Annotated in this window: 27 protein-coding genes, 1 tRNA gene and 4 pseudogenes; 13 read left to right on the top strand and 19 right to left on the bottom strand. The window is 56.2% G+C overall.

Features of this window, described 5'->3' with window-relative positions:
- Positions 1 to 271: 271 nt before the first annotated feature.
- From arsJ to B7L09_RS28780, 7 genes and pseudogenes are all read right to left on the bottom strand, one after another.
- Complete coding sequence (arsJ, locus tag B7L09_RS28810; RefSeq protein ID WP_010455849.1) at positions 272 to 1,492, bottom strand: organoarsenical effux MFS transporter ArsJ; 1,221 nt, start codon at positions 1,490 to 1,492, stop codon at positions 272 to 274.
- Between the two features lie 9 nt (positions 1,493 to 1,501).
- A complete protein-coding gene (locus B7L09_RS28805) occupies positions 1,502 to 2,506 on the bottom strand; it encodes an ArsJ-associated glyceraldehyde-3-phosphate dehydrogenase (protein WP_010455851.1) in 1,005 nt (334 codons plus the stop codon).
- 23 nt (positions 2,507 to 2,529) lie between these two features.
- Positions 2,530 to 2,724: pseudogene (locus tag B7L09_RS28800) on the bottom strand (protein phosphatase); the annotation flags it as partial.
- Between the two features lie 93 nt (positions 2,725 to 2,817).
- Complete coding sequence (arsH, locus tag B7L09_RS28795) at positions 2,818 to 3,531, bottom strand: arsenical resistance protein ArsH (protein WP_094471662.1); 714 nt, start codon at positions 3,529 to 3,531, stop codon at positions 2,818 to 2,820.
- 112 nt (positions 3,532 to 3,643) lie between these two features.
- Positions 3,644 to 4,114, bottom strand: coding sequence for an arsenate reductase ArsC (locus B7L09_RS28790; protein WP_010455861.1), 471 nt, complete (start codon positions 4,112 to 4,114; stop codon positions 3,644 to 3,646).
- Between the two features lie 27 nt (positions 4,115 to 4,141).
- Positions 4,142 to 4,513 (bottom strand): metalloregulator ArsR/SmtB family transcription factor, encoded by a 372-nt coding sequence (locus B7L09_RS28785; RefSeq protein WP_010455862.1) that lies wholly within the window; start codon positions 4,511 to 4,513, stop codon positions 4,142 to 4,144.
- 9 nt (positions 4,514 to 4,522) lie between these two features.
- Positions 4,523 to 4,936 carry an arsenate reductase ArsC gene (locus B7L09_RS28780; protein ID WP_010455863.1) on the bottom strand — a complete coding sequence of 138 codons (414 nt, stop codon included), beginning with the start codon at positions 4,934 to 4,936 and terminating at the stop codon, positions 4,523 to 4,525.
- 477 nt (positions 4,937 to 5,413) lie between these two features.
- On the opposite strand from B7L09_RS28780, the gene B7L09_RS32085 reads away from it, so the two are divergent.
- The 6 genes and pseudogenes from B7L09_RS32085 (at position 5,414) to B7L09_RS28750 (ending at position 8,168) form a co-directional block, all read left to right on the top strand.
- Positions 5,414 to 5,791, top strand: coding sequence for a hypothetical protein (locus tag B7L09_RS32085; RefSeq protein ID WP_156877439.1), 378 nt, complete (start codon positions 5,414 to 5,416; stop codon positions 5,789 to 5,791).
- A 492-nt stretch (positions 5,792 to 6,283) separates the two neighbouring features.
- Positions 6,284 to 6,391 (top strand): annotated as a pseudogene (locus tag B7L09_RS32990) (putative metallopeptidase); the annotation flags it as partial.
- Positions 6,392 to 6,545: 154 nt separating this feature from the next.
- Positions 6,546 to 6,794 carry a hypothetical protein gene (locus B7L09_RS32570; RefSeq protein WP_010455865.1) on the top strand — a complete coding sequence of 83 codons (249 nt, stop codon included), beginning with the start codon at positions 6,546 to 6,548 and terminating at the stop codon, positions 6,792 to 6,794.
- Positions 6,794 to 7,456: a lambda exonuclease family protein gene (locus tag B7L09_RS28760; RefSeq protein ID WP_010455866.1), complete on the top strand. Its 663-nt coding sequence runs from the start codon at positions 6,794 to 6,796 to the stop codon at positions 7,454 to 7,456. The genes B7L09_RS32570 and B7L09_RS28760 overlap by 1 nt, the downstream gene beginning before the upstream one ends.
- 2 nt (positions 7,457 to 7,458) lie before the next feature.
- A complete protein-coding gene (locus B7L09_RS28755; protein WP_094471661.1) occupies positions 7,459 to 7,701 on the top strand; it encodes a hypothetical protein in 243 nt (80 codons plus the stop codon).
- Positions 7,698 to 8,168 (top strand): hypothetical protein, encoded by a 471-nt coding sequence (locus B7L09_RS28750; RefSeq protein WP_064451078.1) that lies wholly within the window; start codon positions 7,698 to 7,700, stop codon positions 8,166 to 8,168. The genes B7L09_RS28755 and B7L09_RS28750 overlap by 4 nt, the downstream gene beginning before the upstream one ends.
- 24 nt (positions 8,169 to 8,192) lie before the next feature.
- Here the strand turns inward: B7L09_RS28750 and B7L09_RS32685 are convergent, their stop codons facing one another.
- The 4 genes from B7L09_RS32685 to B7L09_RS28735 all read right to left on the bottom strand — a co-directional run bounded on the left by B7L09_RS32685 (position 8,193) and on the right by B7L09_RS28735 (position 9,790).
- On the bottom strand, positions 8,193 to 8,414 hold the full coding sequence (locus B7L09_RS32685) for a hypothetical protein (protein WP_176457789.1): 222 nt from the start codon (positions 8,412 to 8,414) through the stop codon (positions 8,193 to 8,195).
- Between the two features lie 139 nt (positions 8,415 to 8,553).
- Positions 8,554 to 8,889, bottom strand: coding sequence for a hypothetical protein (locus tag B7L09_RS31820; protein ID WP_141213514.1), 336 nt, complete (start codon positions 8,887 to 8,889; stop codon positions 8,554 to 8,556).
- Between the two features lie 201 nt (positions 8,890 to 9,090).
- Positions 9,091 to 9,342 carry a hypothetical protein gene (locus tag B7L09_RS28740; RefSeq protein WP_010455878.1) on the bottom strand — a complete coding sequence of 84 codons (252 nt, stop codon included), beginning with the start codon at positions 9,340 to 9,342 and terminating at the stop codon, positions 9,091 to 9,093.
- A 109-nt stretch (positions 9,343 to 9,451) separates the two neighbouring features.
- Complete coding sequence (locus B7L09_RS28735; RefSeq protein ID WP_010455879.1) at positions 9,452 to 9,790, bottom strand: hypothetical protein; 339 nt, start codon at positions 9,788 to 9,790, stop codon at positions 9,452 to 9,454.
- A 168-nt stretch (positions 9,791 to 9,958) separates the two neighbouring features.
- Between B7L09_RS28735 and B7L09_RS28730 the strand changes: the two genes are divergently transcribed.
- On the top strand, positions 9,959 to 10,330 hold the full coding sequence (locus B7L09_RS28730; RefSeq protein ID WP_010455892.1) for a hypothetical protein: 372 nt from the start codon (positions 9,959 to 9,961) through the stop codon (positions 10,328 to 10,330).
- Here B7L09_RS28730 and B7L09_RS28725 read toward each other — a convergent pair.
- Positions 10,308 to 10,535 (bottom strand): hypothetical protein, encoded by a 228-nt coding sequence (locus B7L09_RS28725; RefSeq protein WP_010455895.1) that lies wholly within the window; start codon positions 10,533 to 10,535, stop codon positions 10,308 to 10,310. The genes B7L09_RS28730 and B7L09_RS28725 overlap by 23 nt on opposite strands.
- Before the next feature lie 192 nt (positions 10,536 to 10,727).
- Between B7L09_RS28725 and B7L09_RS32560 the strand changes: the two genes are divergently transcribed.
- Positions 10,728 to 10,997, top strand: a complete 270-nt coding sequence (locus tag B7L09_RS32560; protein WP_010455897.1) for a hypothetical protein — start codon at positions 10,728 to 10,730, stop codon at positions 10,995 to 10,997.
- Between the two features lie 218 nt (positions 10,998 to 11,215).
- On the opposite strand, the gene B7L09_RS28715 is transcribed toward B7L09_RS32560, so the two are convergent.
- Complete coding sequence (locus tag B7L09_RS28715; protein ID WP_010455899.1) at positions 11,216 to 11,584, bottom strand: hypothetical protein; 369 nt, start codon at positions 11,582 to 11,584, stop codon at positions 11,216 to 11,218.
- 374 nt (positions 11,585 to 11,958) lie between these two features.
- Positions 11,959 to 12,756: a hypothetical protein gene (locus B7L09_RS28710; RefSeq protein WP_010455901.1), complete on the bottom strand. Its 798-nt coding sequence runs from the start codon at positions 12,754 to 12,756 to the stop codon at positions 11,959 to 11,961.
- Positions 12,757 to 12,892: 136 nt separating this feature from the next.
- On the opposite strand from B7L09_RS28710, the gene B7L09_RS28705 reads away from it, so the two are divergent.
- The 5 genes and pseudogenes from B7L09_RS28705 to B7L09_RS28685 all read left to right on the top strand — a co-directional run bounded on the left by B7L09_RS28705 (position 12,893) and on the right by B7L09_RS28685 (position 15,923).
- Complete coding sequence (locus tag B7L09_RS28705) at positions 12,893 to 13,192, top strand: hypothetical protein (RefSeq protein ID WP_081854001.1); 300 nt, start codon at positions 12,893 to 12,895, stop codon at positions 13,190 to 13,192.
- 49 nt (positions 13,193 to 13,241) lie between these two features.
- Positions 13,242 to 14,006, top strand: coding sequence for a hypothetical protein (locus B7L09_RS28700; protein ID WP_010455903.1), 765 nt, complete (start codon positions 13,242 to 13,244; stop codon positions 14,004 to 14,006).
- Positions 14,007 to 14,056: 50 nt separating this feature from the next.
- Positions 14,057 to 14,559: pseudogene (locus B7L09_RS28695) on the top strand (hypothetical protein).
- Positions 14,560 to 14,595: 36 nt separating this feature from the next.
- The gene (locus B7L09_RS28690; RefSeq protein ID WP_010455907.1) at positions 14,596 to 14,808 is read left to right on the top strand and encodes a hypothetical protein; all 213 of its coding nucleotides are present in this window, start codon (positions 14,596 to 14,598) and stop codon (positions 14,806 to 14,808) included.
- A pseudogene (locus B7L09_RS28685) lies at positions 14,808 to 15,923 on the top strand (phage integrase Arm DNA-binding domain-containing protein). Before B7L09_RS28690 ends, B7L09_RS28685 begins: the two are co-directional and overlap by 1 nt.
- A 621-nt stretch (positions 15,924 to 16,544) precedes the next feature.
- Here B7L09_RS28685 and B7L09_RS28675 read toward each other — a convergent pair.
- The 5 genes from B7L09_RS28675 to pheS form a co-directional block, all read right to left on the bottom strand.
- Positions 16,545 to 16,621, bottom strand: a tRNA-Pro gene (locus B7L09_RS28675).
- An 89-nt stretch (positions 16,622 to 16,710) separates the two neighbouring features.
- Complete coding sequence (locus tag B7L09_RS28670; protein WP_094471658.1) at positions 16,711 to 17,067, bottom strand: MerR family transcriptional regulator; 357 nt, start codon at positions 17,065 to 17,067, stop codon at positions 16,711 to 16,713.
- Positions 17,048 to 17,350 (bottom strand): integration host factor subunit alpha, encoded by a 303-nt coding sequence (gene ihfA / locus B7L09_RS28665; RefSeq protein WP_002553164.1) that lies wholly within the window; start codon positions 17,348 to 17,350, stop codon positions 17,048 to 17,050. Before ihfA ends, B7L09_RS28670 begins: the two co-directional genes overlap by 20 nt.
- Before the next feature lie 3 nt (positions 17,351 to 17,353).
- Positions 17,354 to 19,735, bottom strand: coding sequence for a phenylalanine--tRNA ligase subunit beta (gene pheT / locus B7L09_RS28660; protein ID WP_094471657.1), 2,382 nt, complete (start codon positions 19,733 to 19,735; stop codon positions 17,354 to 17,356).
- Positions 19,736 to 19,761: 26 nt separating this feature from the next.
- Entirely contained in the window at positions 19,762 to 20,778 is a 1,017-nt protein-coding gene (gene pheS, locus B7L09_RS28655; protein ID WP_094471656.1) for a phenylalanine--tRNA ligase subunit alpha, read from the bottom strand.
- Between the last annotated feature and the right edge of the window lie 40 nt (positions 20,779 to 20,818).

Raw genomic sequence — 20,818 nt, 5'->3', positions numbered from 1 at the left:
TGCGCTGAAGGAGGATATCCCTCATCCCCCTGGTTATTGCGCCACTCACCTGTAAATCATGTCCCTTCAATCGTCTTGTCCATACCGGACGGACGCTTGGAGGGTGTCTCGCCTTTATCACAAGCGCTCAATGCGAACGCTGCAATCACCACGAAAGACAGTGCGGGGATGTGGATAAATTGCCCATGGCGTACCTCCGACAGCTGCTGATTCAGGCTCTACCCGCCCCCCAAACGCACATAGCGCGAAGAGGCTCATCGGCCTGACAGTTTCATATCGCCTCGGCATGCCTCGGCAGCCCGATAGAAATCAGTGCTGCGAGCAGAACGAATGCGCTCGATATCCACAAGCACGCTTGCAGCCCATACACCTGATAAACCCACCCGGACAGTACTGTACCTATCAGCCTTCCCATCGCATTCGACATGTAATAAAACCCCACATCCAGCGACACGCCATCTTCCTTGGCATAGGACACGATCAAGTAGCTGTGCAGCGACGAATTCACCGCGAACAGCGCACCAAAGACCATCAATCCGCCGAGTAGCATCATCTGCTGCGACAAAGCAGTGTTAAGCCCGAGAGCAATTGCCGCAGGCAAGCCTGCCAGTGCAAGGGCCCACAGAAATGCCGCACGACCATCCGGTACGTGGCCGCGTTTCTTGCCAGTGATGTTGGGCGCAAACGACTGCACGATGCCGTAGCCGATCACCCACGCCGCAAGGAAGCCACCCACCTTCCAGAAGTCCCAGCCGAACACGCTGCTCAGGTACACCGGCAAGGCCACCACAAACCAGACGTCACGGGCTCCGAACAAGAACATCCGCGCCGCCGAGAGGATATTGATCGCCCGACTCTTGGACAGGATGTCGCGAAACTTGGGTTTGGCTTTCGCTTTGCCCAAGTCCTTCTTCAGCAGTATCAAGCTGCTGATCCAGATCAGCGCCAGAACACCCGCCATGGCCAGCAATGCACCTTTGAAGCCGATCAATGCCAGCAAGGCTCCGCCGAGAAAGAAGCCGACCCCCTTGAGTGCGTTCTTCGAGCCGGTGAGGATTGCCACCCACTGGTAGAGCCTGCCCTGCTGCCCGTCAGGAACCAGAAGCTTGATGGAGCTTTTGGCACTCATCTTGTTCAGGTCTTTGGCGATCCCCGACAGCGCCTGTGCGCCCATCACCCACGGGATGGTTAGCCAAGCGACAGGAACCGTCAGCATCAACAGCGCCACGACTTGGATGCCCAGCCCGATGTTCATGGTTCGGTTCAGTCCCAGCCGGGCGCCGAGGTAGCCACCCACCAGGTTGGTGATCACGCCAAAGATTTCGTAGAACAGAAACAACGCCGCGATTTGCAGTGGGCTGTAGCCCAACGCGTGAAAGTGCAACACCACCAACATGCGCAAGGCACCGTCGGTGAGGGTGAAGGCCCAATAGTTGCCCGTGACGAGCAAGTACTGCCGCACTTCCGGAGCGAGGGCTGACAACGCTTTCATGACCGCTCCTTAGTCCGCCAGACTGACCAGTCTGGCCAGTTCGACGGCGCGATTGGCATAGCCCCATTCGTTGTCGTACCAGGCATAGATCTTCACTTGAGTACCATTGATCACCATCGTCGACAGGGCATCGATGATCGATGAACGCGGGTCGGTGCGGTAGTCGATGGACACCAACGGACGCTCCTCAAAACCGAGGATGTCTTTCAGCTCGTTCTCGGAGGCGTCCTTGAGGAGTTGATTCACCTCTTCGACAGTGGTGGCACGCTCGACTTCAAAGACGCAGTCGGTCAGCGACGCGTTGGCCAGCGGCACACGAACGGCATGACCATTCAGGCGTCCGCGCAGTTCCGGGAAGATTTCGGCAATCGCGGTGGCCGAGCCGGTGCTGGTTGGAATCAGGCTCATACCCGAAGCACGCGCACGACGCAGATCCTTGTGCGGTTGATCGAGGATGCTTTGGGTGTTGGTCAGGTCGTGGATGGTGGTGATCGAACCGTGGCGAATGCCCAGTTTCTCGTGGATGACTTTCACCACGGGCGCTAGACAGTTAGTGGTGCACGAAGCGGCGGTAACGATGCGATGTTCAGCCGGTTTGAACAACTGATGGTTGACGCCCATGACGACGTTCAACGCACCTTTTTCCTTCACGGGAGCGCTGACCACCACGCGCTTGACGCCCTGATCCAGGTAGGCTTGCAACACCGCCACGGTTTTCATCTTGCCGCTGGCCTCGATCACCAGATCGCAACCCGACCAGTCGGTGTCGGCAATCGCTTTGTTAGCTGTCACCTTGATGCGCTTGCCGCCAATCACCACCTGATCGCCTTCCGCGCTGGCTTCGTGGTGCCAACGACCATGCACCGAGTCGAAGTTCAGCAAGTGTGCATGCGTCGCCGCGTCACCCGCTGGATCGTTGATCTGCACGAATTCGAATTCTGGCCAGCCCCAGGCTGCTCGCAGCGCGAGGCGACCGATCCGACCGAAACCATTGATGCCAACTTTGATAGTCATGTTGTTGTGCTCTGTATCTGTTGTCAGTGGGAGTTCGACTGAGTGTCGAACTGGCCGATGTATTCGATATGGGCAGGATGTTGAATGGCGCGTGGACGCAACGACTGAACATCGCGGATGGCATCGCTGAATGGCACATCGCTCTCGATCAACAGTTGAGCGGCGACCAAACCGGTACGACCCGATCCGCCCTTGCAATGGATGGCGATGGTGTCCCCTTCGGTCAGCCGCTGCGGGGTGAAGATCAATTGGCCATTGAACTGTGTTCAGCTCGGGAAGCGGTTTGCTTGAGCATACGCTGGCAGGGTCGATCAAATCGACCGTTGGTTGACCCGCTGCGACAGCTCATCAGCGCTTTCCTTGCGCTCCGAGTAACGGTCTACCAGGTCCGGGCGGTCGCGCAGTAACAAGGTGAACTTCACCAGTTCTTCCATCACATCGACGACGCGGTCGTAAAGCGCCGACGGTTTCATGCGGTCCTGGTCGTCGAACTCCATGAATGCTTTGGGCACCGAGGATTGATTGGGGATGGTGAACATGCGCATCCAACGTCCGAGCACGCGCAGTTGATTGACGGTGTTGAAAGATTGCGAGCCGCCCGACACTTGCATCACCGCCAAGGTCTTGCCCTGGGTGGGCCGCACGGCACCCAACGCCAGCGGCACCCAGTCAAGTTGCGCCTTGAACACTGCCGACATCGAGCCGTGGCGTTCCGGTGAGCACCAGACCTGGCCTTCGGACCAGAGCACCCGCTCGCGCAGTTGCTGGACTTTGGGATGGTCGCTGGACGCATCGTCGGGGAGCGGGAGGCCAGAGGGATCGAAGATCACCGTTTCGGCGCCCATCAAACGCAGAATCCGTGCGGCTTCCTCGGTCAGCAGCCGACTGAAAGAGCGCTCGCGCGTCGAGCCGTAAAGCAGCAGGATGCGCGGCTTGTGGATGGAGGTCTTCTCGATGCCCAGCTTGTCAGCCGATGGAAGATCAACCAGGTCGGTATCGAGTTGGGGGATGTCGTCTTCAAACATAGTCTTTGTCCTGCGCAACAGCGCTCTTGGAGTCATCGAACCAACGGCCCTTCAACCAGATATCGGCCCAGGAAGGAAAGGCGATTTTTACTCATGGTCATTGTTCCTGTGGTTACAGCATGCCAATCAGGGCCAGTTCTGCCTTGAGCTGTTCGGCACTCAGTCGGGCAAGCGGTAAAGCCAAGAAAGCTTCAATACGGGTTTTGATCTGCTCCAAGGTGGCTTCAAAAGCCGCATCGATCTCTTCTTGCGTCCCGTGGTATTCCGAAGGGTCAGCCAGCCCCCAGTGGGCTTTGGTGGCGGGTCCAAAAAATACCGGGCAAGCTTCACCAGCTGCCTTGTCGCACACCGTGATGACGAAATCAGGTGCCAAATTCACATGGACATCGCTGGACTTACTGAACAGCCCGAGCGTCGACATACCAGCGTTTTCCAAAGTTTTGAGACTCAGCGGATGCACGTCGCCTTTGGGTTGACTGCCCGCGCTGTAGGCTTTCATGCCTTGCGGTGCCAAGTGATTGAAAACCGCCTCACAAAGGATGCTGCGACAGCTATTGGCCGTGCAGAGGAACAGGATTTTCATCGAGTGATCTCATAGTCAAAGGCGGAATCAGGCGATTTTGCTTTCACAGCACACGGCTGCCCGTTCAGGACGGTCACCCATTTCATCAAGGCGTTTGGCATCAGGGCTCAACCAGTGCTTGTTGCTTTCCAGCACGGTGGTCAGCACTTGATGAACCCAATCAGGAAGATTCGGGTGAAGTCGGTAATACACCCATTGGCCTTGCCGACGGTCCGACAACAGGCCGCAAGTACGCAGTTGCGCCAGGTGCCTGGAGATTTTTGGCTGACTCTCGTTCAACGCGCAGGTCAGCTCGCAAACACAAAGCTCTCCTTCACGGGTGATGAGCATCATCGTGCGGACCCGAGTGTCGTCAGCAAGGCATTTGAAAACAGTGGTCGGTGTCAGATGGTCAGCCATATCGTTTTCTCAGTGCTTGTTTTTGACCAAGACGAACATCTTGATGCGCTCATGAATTTCGTGAAGGGTGTGACGGAAGGCATCGGGTTTGGTGCTGGTGACCGGGTCTTCAAAACTCCAGGCCAATGCCTCACCCGCTCCAGGTAAAGACCGGCATTGCGCAGCGGATTTATCACACAAGGTGATGACGTAATCGAAACGCTCACCACGGAACTCGTCTATCGACTTGCTACGTAATCCTTCGGTGCTCACACCGATGTGTGAAAGCACCTCGAAGGTGCGCGGATCTACCTGAGTTGGAGTTGTGCCGGCGCTGAACGCCTCGAAATGCTCCGAATCGGTATGCCTCAGCAACGCCTGGGCCAACTGGGAGCGTGCAGCGTTGGCAGTACAGACAAACAGAACACGGGCTTTGCTGGTCATTGTGAAGCCTCAGCTCATATGCGGTTTAACAAATATATGTTTTCCCGTATGTAAGGTAAAGAGCCAACGAACATTAATCCATCAAAACGATAGGACGCCGCCGAGCACCTTCAATGAAAGCTTTGTATCAAGGCGCTAGCCAGCCTTCCGTGCCTCTTAAAATATCTGCGACGATGTATATATGGTTTCTGTAATGAATCTGTCACTCACGCAGAAATAGGTCGCCCTTGGTTCAAGGACTACCTGGACGTGCAAAAGAAAATAGGAAGGTCGCCCCTATGCCGCCCCGGTCATCGAGGGCGGGTCAGGTTGATGCGCACTAGCCTTTGCAGCAAACCGGCGAGGTACGCTTTGAGTTGCGGGATCAAGTGCGATACGCAACTCGGCGAGCAGGCTCCTGCCAGGTCGGAATCCAGTCGCCACAATGATTGGGTCCACAGGTGGAAGTATCTGGCCTCCCGCCTTCACAACCAACCCTTGGCCATTGCCTACAACCTGATCGATAGCGATGTTTTTAAACAGCTCGATCACGCCGCCATTCAGCAATTGGCGAGTCTTCAGACCGAGCTTTCCGCGCTCTTCCAATTGATCATTCGCACCACCACCCAGAATGCGCTCAAGAGAACTACCCCGAATCGCCCAGACGACATTTCTTCAATGGGTTTTGCGCATGTTTTTAATGACAACCATGCAACCCGACTGGGAGGCGATCGAACGTGCCTACCAGGCGGGGTTGCTTCCATCCGAACCATCGCTGAGCGCCAAGGCACCTGGATGATGAGAGTTTCAAAGTTACTTCCGGGAAGAAAGGCAAACTTGATGGGTTTTTTTGTGTTCTGCAATCTGGGTCTGTAGCTCTTGTCTTCGGTCCAAACTGTAGTCGTGTGCTCCGGCCCAGCTTGCGTCAGTTTCTAGGCGAAGGACTTCAAACCAGATCGATTCACACTCGTCGTTTTGTACAGATGCAAGCCTGGATCGAGCAGTCGATAATTCTGTGTCATTTTGGCGGTATGCCAAATCCCACGCTTTCAAATCGCCAATAAGCTTTTCTTTGTCTTGCTTGAGCTGAACGATTTGAATCGTTAAATAACTGTTCTCGGCCTCAATGCGACCCATCTCTCTGGATTGTTGCGACGAGTATTGAAGGTATGCGAATGCACCACTTCCGCATCCAATCACAATGGCAACGCCGGTACTTATGATCCATTTTGTAGTGTTGTTCACATTTTATCCTGTGACATAAACGAGAAACCCTATACCGCGATGATCTGCCCCTGCAAGTCAGGGCGGGCAGATTGTTCATCCTGATTTTTAGGCTGGCTGCCGAGAGTGTATGAGAACAAAAACGTGAGCAGACCACAGCCTCCCGCGTCACTGCTTGAGTTATCTGAGCTCTCCAGCTTCGGCATTCGCTCGGCCCCAGCTCCAGAAGTGTGGGATTGGCTCCAAGGCGAAGACGAGCCACGCGTCCTGGATCTTCTGCTCACCCAGGTCCACACGCGAAACTCTACGCTTTGGACGGAAGACCCCAAGCAGCAGATTGCTTACCTGGTGACCAAAAAATGGGCGCGACTCTTAGCAGGCTTCAAACACCGCTGCCGCTGCGGGTGTGTCGTTCGGCCTGAAATCCCCGTCGCCGGAAATCGACGGAGTATTCGCAGACCTTTTGCTCGTCGCGAAGCGGCAGGACATCGAAGCCTATGCGGCAGCCTGGGCAGGTCTCAAGCCCAAGCAGCGTGCGGCTATCGGCCTCGAATGCCACGAAGCGCTCAAGAGTATGGCGGCAACAGTTGATGGCGACTTCACCGAGATGACTGGCACCAGCGATGGCCTGTCTCAGGCCGAGGAAGCGGCGTAGTGAGAGCGGAACTTCAAGGCACTGAGAAGTGGAATGCAGACCGATCTGGCCGAGTAACCGCCAGCCGGTTTAAAGACGTGGTGGCCTGGGGTAAGCCCGACAAAAATGGCAAGCGCGAACCTATGGGCGCGCGCACCTCGTACATGCGTGAACTGTGTTTCGAACGGCTGGCAAAGAAGTCGAAGCACAACGTCAGCAGCGCTTCCATGAAGTGGGGTCACACCGAAGAACAGAAGGCTCAGGACGCCTACGAGATGCTGACCGGCAACATCGTCATGCCGTCAGAATTCATCGTTCACCCGAAGTACGACTGGCTCGGCTGTTCGCCAGACGGACTGATAAACGACGACGGGGGCACCGAGTCGAAGTGCCCTTTCAATGAGGCGATACACGTCAGGACCCGGCTCGAAGGCATGCACGAGGAACACATGACTCAGGTACAGGGCTGCATGTTCGTTACCGGCCGGAAATGGTGGGACTTCCTGTCGTTCGACTCTCGCCAAGATGAGGAGTGTCAGCTGTACATCGAGACGATCCACCGAAACGAAGACTACATCGCCAACCTGCACAAAGAGCTGGTCCAGTTCAACCTGGAACTGAATCGCATGGTTGATGAGGTCGCGGACAAAGCCAGGGCGCAAGCCTATCGTTTAGGAGCCTGATCATGATTAGCAACCACCTCAACTTAGTCGAGCAGCAGCGGGAGAACGCTGAATCAATCTCCAACCGGATTGCGGAGTTCTTGGCCGCAGGCGGGACAGTCGCGCAGTTGCCAAGCCCGCCACGCAAACCGCTGCCACCGCCCCGCTCCACCAAGATCGATCCCGAAACCATCCTCAAGCGCCGCAAGCCGCCCATTACTCGGGCCGAGCGTGAAGCGCTGCGCAAACTCGCGGAGGCATTATGAGCAAGCGCAAGCCGCACAACCTCAAAGCCCGCATTGACCGGTCCTGCCGGTCGCTGCTGGCCTCCAACCACGTCGCGGTGGTGAACATCGACCCCAGCGGCCGCCAGGGCATGATCAATTGCAAGTCGCTCAAGAACATCGCACCGGGGAAGATCGGCCAGGCCGTCTGCGGCATTCCCCACCGGTGGACGATCTACCTCAGCGCCCTCTGCATCGACGCCCGCGGCGACCGCTACAGCAAGTCGGTGGAGGTGGCGCCCGATGGCGTCTACCTCTCCGACCACCTGGAAGACGTGATCGAGCATTGCTACAAGAAGCTGCGCGACGAGGCCAATCAAAGCCAGATGGTGGCTTCGGGCTGGATCGCCATTCCCGAAGCGATGTCCCTGGACGAGGCGCACGCCGCGCGGATCTTCGAAGCTGTCGGCGCTTGGCGCCAGGTGAAGGTCGATTCATGCGCCGCATAGCCCATATCAAAGCGATGTAGCAGTTCATTTGTCCAGATTCAGTACATGGTGCATCCGTAAGCCAATTATTTCCCGAGTGGACAAGAGCGATCGGCGAAGGCCGCCGAGAAGAGGATCGAGTACGACGAGAAGGAACTGCGGCACCGGGTCAGGCTCGGCACCCGTCAGAAGCTTGATGAGTTGATGGCCTGGAACGGTATTGAGGAAATCAACGAGGCAGTGCAGAACCTCATCCTGAACGCTCATGGGCTCGGGTCGACCCTGTCCTACCAAGCGATTGAAAGCCCGCCCCACAAATTGCAGATAAGCGAAAACGTGGCGTTGATGTTTCGTGAAGAGAGCTTGGCCGAGCTACGGCGCGACCCTGGCGACCCGGGCGACGAAGTTATAAACCCTGTCGGTTTGCCTCACTGCACCAGTCATAAAGATCTTTGACCAATTGGGAAAGCTGAATTTGATCAGTTTCTCCGAGTGTTTCTGCCTTTACTTCTAGGCCGCCTTTGCCTTGCGGAACTGTCAAATGTCGATAGTCCAACAACACATTTAGCTGCTCAATCCAACCAGCGGCTTCGGCGTCTAGCTTATTCACTGGAATGCTGTCAACCGCCTCGTTGCATTCAATCAGCGCCCTGGTAATGTGAGGTGTCACGCCGTGGGGGTGAGGAATCATCAGGGTGTCAATTGCAGTTGAAAAACACTGAGCTGCTCTGAAAAAAGACATAAAGCCTCCATTGCTTAATTTGAAGCGCCATCAGACATCATCCAAGCTTAAATTGCCAACGTTCGGTCACCGAAGCTGGCACCCGCCGAAGAATCCGCCCGCTTCTCCACCATGTCGCGACCTGAAATCGTCGTTACGGAAAAGCAGTCGCGACAGCTTAAGCAATTCGCCAAGACCGGCATCGAGGCGGCTTGAGTCGGGTTACTGCTCGCCCTCTTCATCAAAGTCGATAGGGCCTGTGTTCAGGTAAAGCTCATCGCCAAGCCCATCAACTTTATCACGGACGCTTTTCGGAATCGCGATAGAGAAATATATGACATGACCGGTGCCATTATCCTGGTCTTGGATGTCCGTCACGTACTCTGCAACCTCATCGGCAGAAAGGCCGATGTGCTCGCCGATGATCTCGTTATGGCGATTTTCTTGCGCTTCTTCAAGTTGACGGTTGCTCATGTTTAACGCCTCGTTTGATGAGCATCGAGAGTACGCAGTCCGAGTTCATTGGCGCAACCATCAATATAGTCCTTCAACCAAAGCCGCATCCGGTCACGGAGGGCGGCGCCTACTCGACTTTGATCTTCACGCTTGGCTCTGACGACATCGTTGGGCGACGCAACTCTGGATCGTTTGCATCAAGGCAACGGAATTGCAGTTCGGCATTGGCATAGCGACCGTAGCCGGAATCTCGGGATGCTTCTTTCACAGGCATAAGCTGCTTCCCTTTGTTTTCACAAAAGACATTGGCTTGCTGGTACAGCTCAGCCTTGACGGCTCCGCCGCCGAAGGTGGTGAAGCTGCCATCCTTCGCGACTATGTATGTGTCGCGCCCCATCGGCACGATGCCCGGCACAGAGCAACCAGCGATAAGTACGGTGATCGTTGAAACCAATAAAAGCCGCATCGGCAACATTCCTTGTGGAGTAGGGAAGCTGGCCATCACTCTGCCACACCCGAAAACATACAACCACTGTCGCATCCGGTCACGGAGGGCGGCGCCTAACTGGAGTGCGCCAGCGCCGACGACAGACATGGCTGGATCTACCGGCCCACGGAATTGAAGAGGCAGGCCATGGCCGAGGAACAGCAGGAGCCGACGGCGGAAGCCATCAAGCAGCGCAAGAAGCGCGAGAAGAAAGCGGCGGACGATGCCGCGAAGGGAGTCGGGCATTTCAAGGTTGAGGTGGCCGGCGTGTTCATGTCAGACCTCAAGCGCCTGATGAAAGAACACGGCTTCAACATTGAGCAGGAGGTGTATCAGAACCTGCTGCGGAACCTGATCGCCGCCGATTACGAAACCCAAGCCAAGATGCTTCGCTTTGTCACGACACCTTTTGTTGTAACCGAAAAGGTGTCGCGCATCATTCAGGCCGCCGGCATGAAATCGCTCGCCGACGATCCGCCAGAGCCTGGGGACGAAGTTATTCCGCCGGTTCGTTCCTAACAGCAGATACGAGATAAAGGGCTGCTTCTGCAGACTCTAATTTTAGGCCGTGATCGGATACCCACGTGTAGGAAGCATTACCCAGAATGCCCACCTTAGCTTTTTCAGCTAAAGCAGAAATGTCTATTCCGAGCTTCTCGGCTTCAAAGAGCATTGCAACTGCTGCTTGCTCAATTGCGATTTCTCTATTGCTTGGACCAGCCATCGAACGCTCTCCTTGATCCGGCTCCATGCCGGTCACCCGTAATACCCCAACCCAAACCAAATTACCACCACCGGTCACGGAGGGCGGCGCCTGACTGGAGATAACCAATGCTCTGCAGAAATCAGCGCGGTCCAGCTTGGTCTGCTTTGGCACACCCTGGGCATACAGCCGGAAGATCGCAACCGCCGCACGGTGACCCGCAACAACTTTCTGACCAGTCCCGGCTACGACGACGCGAATAACCTGGATGTTCTGGTCTCTGCCGGCCTGATGGCATGCGGCAAGCCACCCGCCTTCTGTGGCCAATCAGAGGTTGTCTATCGCGCAACGCGAGACGGTGAACGGGCTGCGCGGGGTAAGCTGCCGCCCCTGCCGAAGCTGACCCGCTACGAGCAGTTTCTGGATGCCGATATCAACTGCACGTTCGCCGAGTGGCTGGGCATCGAGAAGCCGAATCTGTAGTTCAGCGGGAGCAGTTGGTGGGGCAAAGATCGGAAGTTCAGATTCAGCACCAGCCGCACCAGCGGTGAGTGGTGCACAACCCAGAAAGAAGCCAAGGCCAGCTACAAAAATGCGCTCAAGAATGCAGCGCCCCGCAAAAAAACATCACGACCTCGACCGGATATACGCTGGTCTGTAACCGATCTGACCCAGCTTCCCTATGCGGTGACGCCCCTCAATTAGCTGCGATTTTGATTCGCCATGACTTTAGCCACCACTCTGGCTTGTTTCGCATCCTGAATGGACTGGGAAATATCATCGTTGTCGCTATGCAGCTTTTCCAGCGATTCGGCTGTAAGGGTGTTCGTCTCAATCAGCTTCAACAGCCCCTGTTGATAGTGCACATGAGCTGCCAGAGGTGTGACCGCAACGGGACCCGCGATCTTGTCCGCATATTCAAACGCCTCACTTCGATGCCGAATAGCGAAGTCCAGCACAGCTTTCGAACGCTCTCTTTTAGCTAGGTAGTGCGCCTGAATCCATACGGTCACCAATGAACTGCTAGCGCCAATCGCAGCACCGATAAGACCTGCTATTGCAGCATCCACAGATATCTCCTTGTTCCGGCCTCATGCCGGTCCGAACACAAATACCCCACTTCAACGAATCACGCCAGCGACGACAATTCATAGCCAACCAGTGCGGATGATTACGCTGATCAGGCGTATTACAGCGGCGATTAGGTTTATCCACTCGGTCAGTCGTTTCACGGGTTAGCGCTCCAATGCGATAGCTAAAGCATGACCGCAGAGACCTGTTCCCCCGTCAGCTAGTCGCACCTTGCGGATAGTTAACTCCTTGGACGACGCCATCACCACACACCCAACCCCGCCACCGCCCGGGCATGACCCGGCATAGGACGCCCCATGCCCATAGAAAACTGGCATGCGGATACATTCGGTTCCAAAGCTTCTGGTTACATCTACGCCCCTACCGCCAAGTAACCAATGACATACCCTTTAATAGGAACTGATTCTGCCTCTATTCCTAAAAAGCTAGCCACCAAAGTGTTTTCGCTATTTTTTTCTATTATTGGGCAGACCCTAAACCCACCCTCCCCTACAACACCTGCCTGCAAATAACCACCAACGTCTGGGCGAACCTCCTCTGACAGCATTTTAGTTAAAACAGTCAAAGGCGGTACGCGCTTACCTCCAGCCTTCATCATAGAATTAAAGGTTTCCGCTCCGCTCCCAATTGCAAGACAAAATCCGGGACCTACTTCATGCACAATGATTTCCGACATTACGCCTTCAGCAATACTTGTCTTAACTTCAAAAGCCAGTAGAGCTCTTTTTTTGGGGCAAATGCCGAAAACCACGCAGTCAAAAAGACAGCTACTTGGATGCTCAGTAGCGCCAAGACGCTCACCAATTTCTTTAATTTGCCGCTCACCAACAAATTGAAATAGCTTCGCTATATCTTCCAAACAAATACTTGACTCTTCGCCTTGACGCTCTACCAAATTTTTCGACATTGCAACGACAATAGCGTGCGTACTTAAAGCAGAAATGGACGATCCAGAAAAAACAAATCCAAAACTATAGTCACCCGTAACAACCCAATTGAATTCACCAGCCTCCTTGCGGCAAACAACAGGAACTTCAAATACCTTTACGCCGCCATCCATTAACACACCAGCGCCTTTTGACAGCCTAGAATCTGCCGCACACCATATTTGCCTTTGCGCCTCGTTAAACCAGACCACCGCAACCGTCATAAAGATCATCTCCCAGTAATCAACGAAATTTTCCCCAACAAGCTAACAATAGCTGCCAGACCACGCTTTTCGCTAGCCTGATCAGATACATCCATTTCCATTCGAAATCAGCCGCTATAGCGGCAAGGACGAAGTCATGCCTGAAGAAACTGTTTTGATCCAGCCGCTGCCGGTTCATCGAGACGGTACTGGGTGCTGGACTCACCCGGCTTGGCCATCCGCCGATGACGAGCTGATCCCTTACGCATGGTTCACCGAGCGGGGCCTGGAGGTTCGTGAGCGAAATTTCAAGGGTGACGCCCCGGAGGAACTGCAAGCGGCCTGGTTCGCCAGCGGGATTGCAAATTGCTCGGCTTGGGAGCCAACTCCGCCCGCCTGCGGTGATGGTTGCGGATCGTGCAAGATAGGAGAAGAAAGTCCGCAGGTGACGCCATGATCGCCCTCGCCTGGTTCGCCTACGTGTACTGCTACAAGGGGCCGCGGTGATGAACAATAGGATCGTCTGCCAATTCAGCTGCGGTGCCGCCTCGGCGGTGGCCACCAAACTTGCGCTGGCCCAGTACAGCGCCACGCATGACGTCCAAATCATCAATGCATTTTTGGCCAATGAGCACGAGGATAACCGGCGCTTTTTACAGGACTGCCAAAAGTGGTTCGGCCAGGAGGTAGTGCAGCTTCGCGATGAAAAGTACGGCGCTGACATTATCCAAGTGTTCCGCCGGGAACGGTTCATGAAAGGCCGCAACGGCGCCCCCTGCACCAAGTTGCTTAAGCGCCGCCTACTCGATGCCTGGAAGCAACCAGGCGACGTGATGGTGTTCGGGTACACCGCCGAAGAGGTAGACCGCTTGGAGGACTTCCACGATCGGAACCCTGATCGCCCGGTGATCGCCCCATTGATTGACGCAGGCCTGGGTAAAGACGACTGCAAGGCAATGGTCGAGCGCGCAGGCATCGAATTGCCGCTGATGTACCGCTTGGGCTACGACAATGCCAACTGCATTGGCTGCGTTAAAGGCGGCGAAGGCTATTTTCGAGCGATCCGCGAAGACTTCCCAGCCAAGTTTGAAGAGCTGTGCCTGGTACAAGACGACTTAGGCGAAGGTTCATACCTGTTTCGCGACCGCACCACCAACGTGTGCTTCTCCTTGCGCGACCTTGGCGACGGCCCAGTGCGGCGCAACGAGAAAATACCGTCCTGCTCATTCTTCTGCGAGATGGCCGAAGCCGACATCGCCGACAACACCTAACCCCTCTTCCACCTACCAGCCTGCCGGTGTACGGCGGGCGAGGAATCTCTATGTCCGCAATTCTTCAGCGTTTCCACCAGGTCGCGAACGACGCGCTGGTGAAGATCGGCGAACAACTTTGTCCGGGCGCCAAGATTGCTCTGGTTATCTACACCCCCGACAAGCCCGAGGAAGACATCGTGCTCCGGGATCAAGGCTTGATTGACGACGAGGTGGTCAGCGCGTTGCGCCGACGCGGCCTGAGCATCGACGGCGACAACGCCTAAAAGCGCGATCTGTGCGATTCGATTGTCGGGGCGATGGTGTTCGGCGCGCAAAACAGCAACCCGCCGCCACCCGGCCAATGGCAGCAACGCTTCTGGGGCATTGCCCGAGGCGAAGCCGAGGCACGCGAAGAGCAGAGCTGGTCGTCGCGCTGAAACTCACCAGGGAGAACCTGCGCGCCTGCCAAGCAACCATCCATCTGTGCGGCGGGTTCGACCTGGCCTACGTGAACGACGCCCAGGCAGCGATGAAGATCGCAGATGCCGCGCTCGCCAAGTTCGCCCATTAACCACCTTCTGCCGCCACGCGCGGCATGGAGCACCCAATGAAACGAGAGCTGATCAAGATCAGTGAGTTCCAGCGCCGGCGCTGGGGCGAGAACGGAACCCCGCAATGCACGCAGGCCATCCGCAACCACATCCGTAACGGCGTGGTGCCCGGAGAGCAAATCGGGAAACTCTGGTACGTTTACTGGACGGCATTCAATCGCTCGGACGGCAACGACCTGGTGGCGATGGTATTGAAAGGAGCTGCATGATGGTCCCACGGCCGCGCAACAAGGCGAACAAGAGCCTCCCGCAGAACCTGTATTTCGATTCGCGGCGCTCGACTTATCGCTACCGGCGGCCAACCGACGGTAAGTGGTTCCCGTTTGGCAACGACCGAATCAAGGCGATTGATGCCGCGAAGCAGTTGAACCTGGAGTTCATGCGCGGCGCTGACCTGATCGGCGCTGTTATGGGCAACTCATCAGAGTCATTTGCCGGCTTCCTCAATACCTACGAACGTGACGTTCTGCCGCCACGCGAGCTGGCCAAAGGAACGTTGGGCCTTTACGCCGTGCACTTCCGGCGCTTCCGCAAGCAATTCGAGGGCAAGACCGTCGATCAAATAACCATTCGCATGGTTGCGGAGATGCTGGACGCGCTCACTCCGCGCACGGCGAACCAGTGCCGGGCGCTACTGATCGACATCTTCAATCACGCTGCGTCCAAAGGACTGTGCCCGGACAACCCGGCGGCCAGCACCATCAACCGGATCGAGAAGAAGCAGCGCAAACGCCACACGGTTGAAGGACTGAAAGCCATCCGGGAGAAGTCCCCGGCTTGGCTGCAGAACGCAATCGACCTGGCATTGATCACCGCCCAGCGCCGGACAGACATCCTCGATATGCGTTTTGATGGCAGTCGGGAGGGTTACCTGTACGTGGTGCAGAAGAAGACGGCCAAGGTCAGTGACGCGGCGTGGATACGATTTCTGATAACGCCGGAGTTGCAGGCGGTCATCAGCCGATGCCGTGACGATGTCGTATCGCCCTACCTGGTACACCAGAAGCCCGAACGCTGGAAATAGAAACAGGCGCAGACCAAGGATCACTGGACAAAGGTTGAGGAGAGGTATTTGACGCGAGCATTCAAGGAGGCCAGGGAGGCGGCGAACTGCTACGCGGGATGGAAGGAAGAAGAGATGCCGGGCTTCCACGAAGTGCGAGCGCTGTCGCTGCACCTGTACAAGAAAGCCGGAAAGGATGGTCAGAAAATTGCTGGCCATGCGAGCGAGAGCATGACCAAAAACCACCTGCGGGACCACGAGGAAATCGTCTGGTCCAAGGCAATACCGGATCTGGATATCAGCGAGTTTACCGGGACGTGACTATTTTCGTGGGATATCCCGAAAGTCTTCACCATTTTTATGGGTTACACCAACCTGCAGTATTAGGCTAAACGCTCCTAAGACATACGTGAGGCAACCCACAAAACCCAATGAGGAGGTATTTCCCTCTCCCCTAGATCTGACGGCGTCCATGATCGCGGCTTTATGGCCGTCTAATTTGGTCGAGTCCGGATCAAGTGCATGCGCCATGATGTTTCGAATGCGATTGATTTTCTCGCAAAGTGACCACAGCTCTACCATTCCACCGATTTTGATCCCGATCGGATATAGAGCCCTAGATAAGTCTAGGATCTGAGCGAAAGTAAATCGCGAGTCTTTCAGAAATTGTGGTTGAGGAACCATCTCTGAACAGAAATCACGAAGCATTTCTTCAAGCATCAAATGACATTTTAGGATGAGCGTTATGTCATCCATTTGCGAAGAGAAGTGCTTTTCGAACCGCTTATCATGCTTCTGAGTGAACTCACAANCCCGAGGAAATCATCTGGTCCGAGGCAATACCGGACCTGAATATCAGCGAAATCATCGGGTAGTTTTGCGCAGCCACAAAAAAGCCGATCCATCTGATCGGCTCAAGTGTCTGATTTTACTCAGGAATAATGGTCGGGACGGAGTGATTCGAACACTCGACCCCTAGCACCCCATGCTAGTGCGCTACCGGACTGCGCTACGCCCCGACTAGGCGTGTTACNNGTTCCTCTCCTCGAAGAACGCTCAAGAATATATCGCAAGCTTTTGAAAACTGGAAGTATTCAAATGCAGGAAATTATTTCTTGAGGGCAACCAACACATCTTCCAACTCAGCAATCATCTGCCGAATCATCTGTTTGTATTGGGTGGTGTCGTCTTTGGCTTCATCACCGGACATACGCTGGCGCGCGCCGCTGATGGTGAACCCCTGATCGTACAGCAACGCACGGATCTGCCGGATCATCAGCACATCCTGGCGCTGATAATACCGACGGTTCCCGGTGCGTTTGACGGGGTTGAGTTGAGGAAACTCCTGCTCCCAATAGCGCAACACGTGCGGTTTGACCGCACAGAGCTCGCTGACTTCACCAATGGTGAAGTAGCGTTTGCCTGGGATGACGGGTAGCTCGTCGTTATGACTTGGTTCCAGCATAAGCCTCAACTCGGGCCTTCAACTTCTGCCCTGGACGAAAGGTGACCACACGGCGAGCCGTGATCGGGATTTCTTCTCCCGTTTTTGGATTGCGGCCAGGCCGCTGGCGTTTGTCCCGCAGGTCAAAATTGCCGAAACCGGACAATTTGACCTGTTCGTTGTCTTCCAGAGCGTGCCTGATTTCTTCAAAAAACAGCTCGACCAATTCCTTGGCCTCGCGCTTGTTCAGACCCAACTCTTCGTACAGACGTTCCGCCATCTCAGCTTTCGTCAAAGCCCCCATACGTCACTTCCTTAACGTGGCGTTCAACCTTTGTTCGAGCGAGGTGAGGATATTTTGTGTCGTGGTATTCACCTCATCGTCATTAAGAGTGCGCGATGGATGCTGCCAGGTCAAGCCAACTGCAAGGCTTTTTCTATGCGGATCAATGCCTTTACCCTGATAGACGTCAAATAGCCTGAGGTCTGTCAGCCATTCCCCTGCATTTTCACGGATTACATCCAGTACGGCACTGGCCGCAACGTCCGTGGACGCAATCAGTGCCAGGTCACGACGCACTTCAGGAAAGCGTGATAACTCCTGGAATTTTGGCATTTTTCCCAATGCCACTTCGGCCAGAACCAGCTCGAAGACGAAAACCGGGCGGTCGAGACCNAGGGTTTTCGACAATTCAGGGTGGATAGCGCCGACGAAGCCGACCAGGCGACCTTCACGTTCGATGCGCGCGGTTTGACCCGGGTGCAACGCAGGGTGTTTGCCCGGCACGAACGTGAACGAGTCCAGTGCACCAGCAAAGCCCAACACCGCTTCCACGTCGGCTTTGACGTCGAAGAAATCCACGACATCGCGACCCTGCGCCCAGCCTTCCGGCAGACGGCTACCGCAAACCACACCGGCCAACATCGGCTCTTGCTTCAGGCCGTCGAGTTGGCCGACGAAACGCAGGCCGCTTTCGAACATGCGTACGCGATCTTGCTGACGGTTCAGGTTGTGCTGAAGTGCCTTGACCAGACCGGGCCACAAGGACGAGCGCATGGCCGCCATGTCGTTCGAGATCGGGTTGGCCAGTAGCAGTGGCTCGACCCCCGGATTAAACAACTCGAATTGTTTCGGATCGATGAAACTGTAGGTGATTGCTTCCTGATAACCACGCGCCACCAGCAGGCGACGCAGTTCAGGCAGATCGCTACGCGCTTCGGCTTTGGCTTGCGGCGCCAGGCGAGCTTGCGGGTAACGAACCGGCAGACGGTTGTAGCCGTACAGACGGGCCAGCTCTTCGATCAGATCAACTTCCAGNCTGATGTCGAAGCGGTGGCTTGGCACTTCAACACGCCACTGCCCTGCCCCGTCGGCGGAAATCTTCAGGCCCAGGCCGCTGAGCAGACGCTCGACTTCGGCCGACTCCATTTCCATGCCCAGCATCTGGGTAATGCGCTGCGCACGCAGGGTGACCGGTGCGATCTTGGGCAGGTGCTGTTCGCTGACGGTTTCGGTGATCGGGCCAGCTTCGCCACCCGTGATTTCCAGCAGCAGGCCAGTGGCGCGCTCCATGGCTTCACGGGCCAGCTTCCAGTCCACGCCACGCTCGTAGCGATGCGAGGCATCGGTGTGCAGGCCGTAGGAGCGGGCCTTGCCGGCGATGGCGATCTGATCAAAGAANGCGCTTTCCAGGAATACATCACGAGTGGTCGTGGTGTTGACGCCACTGTGCTCGCCCCCCATGACGCCGGCGATGGCCAAGGCGCGGGTGTGGTCGGCGATGACCAGGGTATCAGCGCGCAGGCTGACTCCCTGGCCGTCGAGCAATACCAGCTTCTCGCCTTCTTCGGCCATGCGTACGCGGATGCCGCCATTGATTTCGGCGAGATCGAAAGCGTGCAACGGTTGACCCAGCTCCAGCATCACGTAGTTGGTGATGTCGACGGCAGCGTCGATGCTGCGCACATCGGCGCGACGCAGGCGCTCAACCATCCACAGCGGGGTTGGCCTGGAAAGGTCGACGTTACGGATCACGCGGCCGAGGTAGCGTGGGCAAGCGTTTGGCGCCAGCACTTCGATCGGGCGTACTTCNTCGTGCACGGCAGCTACTGCGGCAACCACGGGACGAGTGACTGGCGCGTTGTACAGCGCGCCTACTTCGCGGGCCAGGCCAGCGAGGGACAGGCAATCGCCGCGGTTCGGGGTCAGATCAACCTCGATGCTGGCGTCTTCCAGGCTCAGGTACTCACGAATGTCCAGACCCACTGGCGCATCCGCCGGCAACTCCATCAGGCCATCGTTGCCCTCGCCCACTTGCAGTTCAGCCTGGGAGCAGAGCATGCCGTTGGACTCAACGCCACGCAGCTTGGCTTTCTTGATCTTGAAGTCGCCTGGCAGTTCGGCGCCGATCATGGCAAACGGAATCTTCAGGCCCGGGCGCACGTTTGGCGCTCCGCATACGACCTGGAAGGTTTCGGAGCCATTGCTGACCTGACACACGCGCAATTTATCAGCATCAGGGTGCTGCTCGGTGCTCAGCACCTCGCCCACGACCACGCCGCTGAAAACACCGGCGGCCGGCGTTACGCTATCGACCTCAAGGCCGGCCATCGACAGACGAGCAACCAGCTCGTCGCGATCTACCTGCGGGCTTACCCAGCCACGCAGCCATTGTTCACTGAATTTCATCCTGCTCTCCTAAAGATTCGTTACGACTAGCGAAATTGCGCGAGGAACCGCAAGTCGTTGTCGAAGAACAGACGTAAGTCGTTCACGCCGTAACGCAGCATGGCCAGACGCTCAACGCCCATGCCGAAGGCAAAGCCCGAGAACTCTTCCGGGTCGATCCCGGACATGCGCAGCACGTTGGGGTGCACCATGCCGCAGCCCATCACTTCCAGCCAGCCCGTCTGTTTGCAGACGCGGCAGCCTTTACCGCTGCACATCACGCACTCCATATCAACTTCGGCGGATGGCTCGGTGAACGGGAAGAACGAAGGACGGAAACGCACCGCCAGCTCCTTCTCGAAGAACACGCGCAGGAACTCTTCGATGGTCCCTTTGAGGTCGGCGAAGTTGATGTCGCGATCAACCAGCAGGCCTTCGACCTGATGGAACATCGGCGAGTGGGTGATATCCGAGTCGCTACGGTACACACGGCCTGGGCAGACGATGCGGATCGGCGGCTTGTTCGCTTCCATGGTGCGGACCTGTACCGGCGAGGTATGGGTGCGCAACAGCATGTTCGCGTTGAAATAGAAGGTGTCGTGCATCGACCGGGCCGGGTGATGGCCTGGGATGTTGAGCGCCTCGAAGTTGTGATAGTCGTCTTCGACCTCAGGGCCTTCGGCAATGCCGTAGCCGATGTGGGTGAAGAACTGTTCGATACGTTCCAGAGTACGAGTAACCGGATGCAGACCACCCGAGGTCTGGCCGCGGCCAGGCAGGGTCACGTCAATGGACTCGGCAGACAGTTTGGCNGCAAGATCGGCCTCCTCGAGCGACGCCTTGCGCGCATTGAGAACCTCTGTGACACGCTCCTTGGCGACGTTGATCAGCGCACCGACTTGCGGACGCTCTTCAGCCGGCAAATTCCCCAGGGTCTTCATCACCTGAGTCAATTCACCCTTTTTGCCAAGGTAGTGAACCCGGATTTGCTCCAGGGCATTGATATCTTCAGCGCTTTGCACAGCCTCAAGAGCTTGAGCGACGAGCGCGTCCAGGTTTTCCATGTACAGACTCCAGATACAAAATAGGGGAAGAGCTTGAAGG

The sequence above is a fragment of the Pseudomonas mandelii genome (assembly GCF_002251635.1).
GTDB classification, from domain to species: Bacteria; Pseudomonadota; Gammaproteobacteria; order Pseudomonadales; family Pseudomonadaceae; genus Aquipseudomonas; species Aquipseudomonas mandelii_B.
Note: the sequence above shows the minus strand (reverse complement) of the source record. Positions and strands in the feature narration are given on the sequence as shown.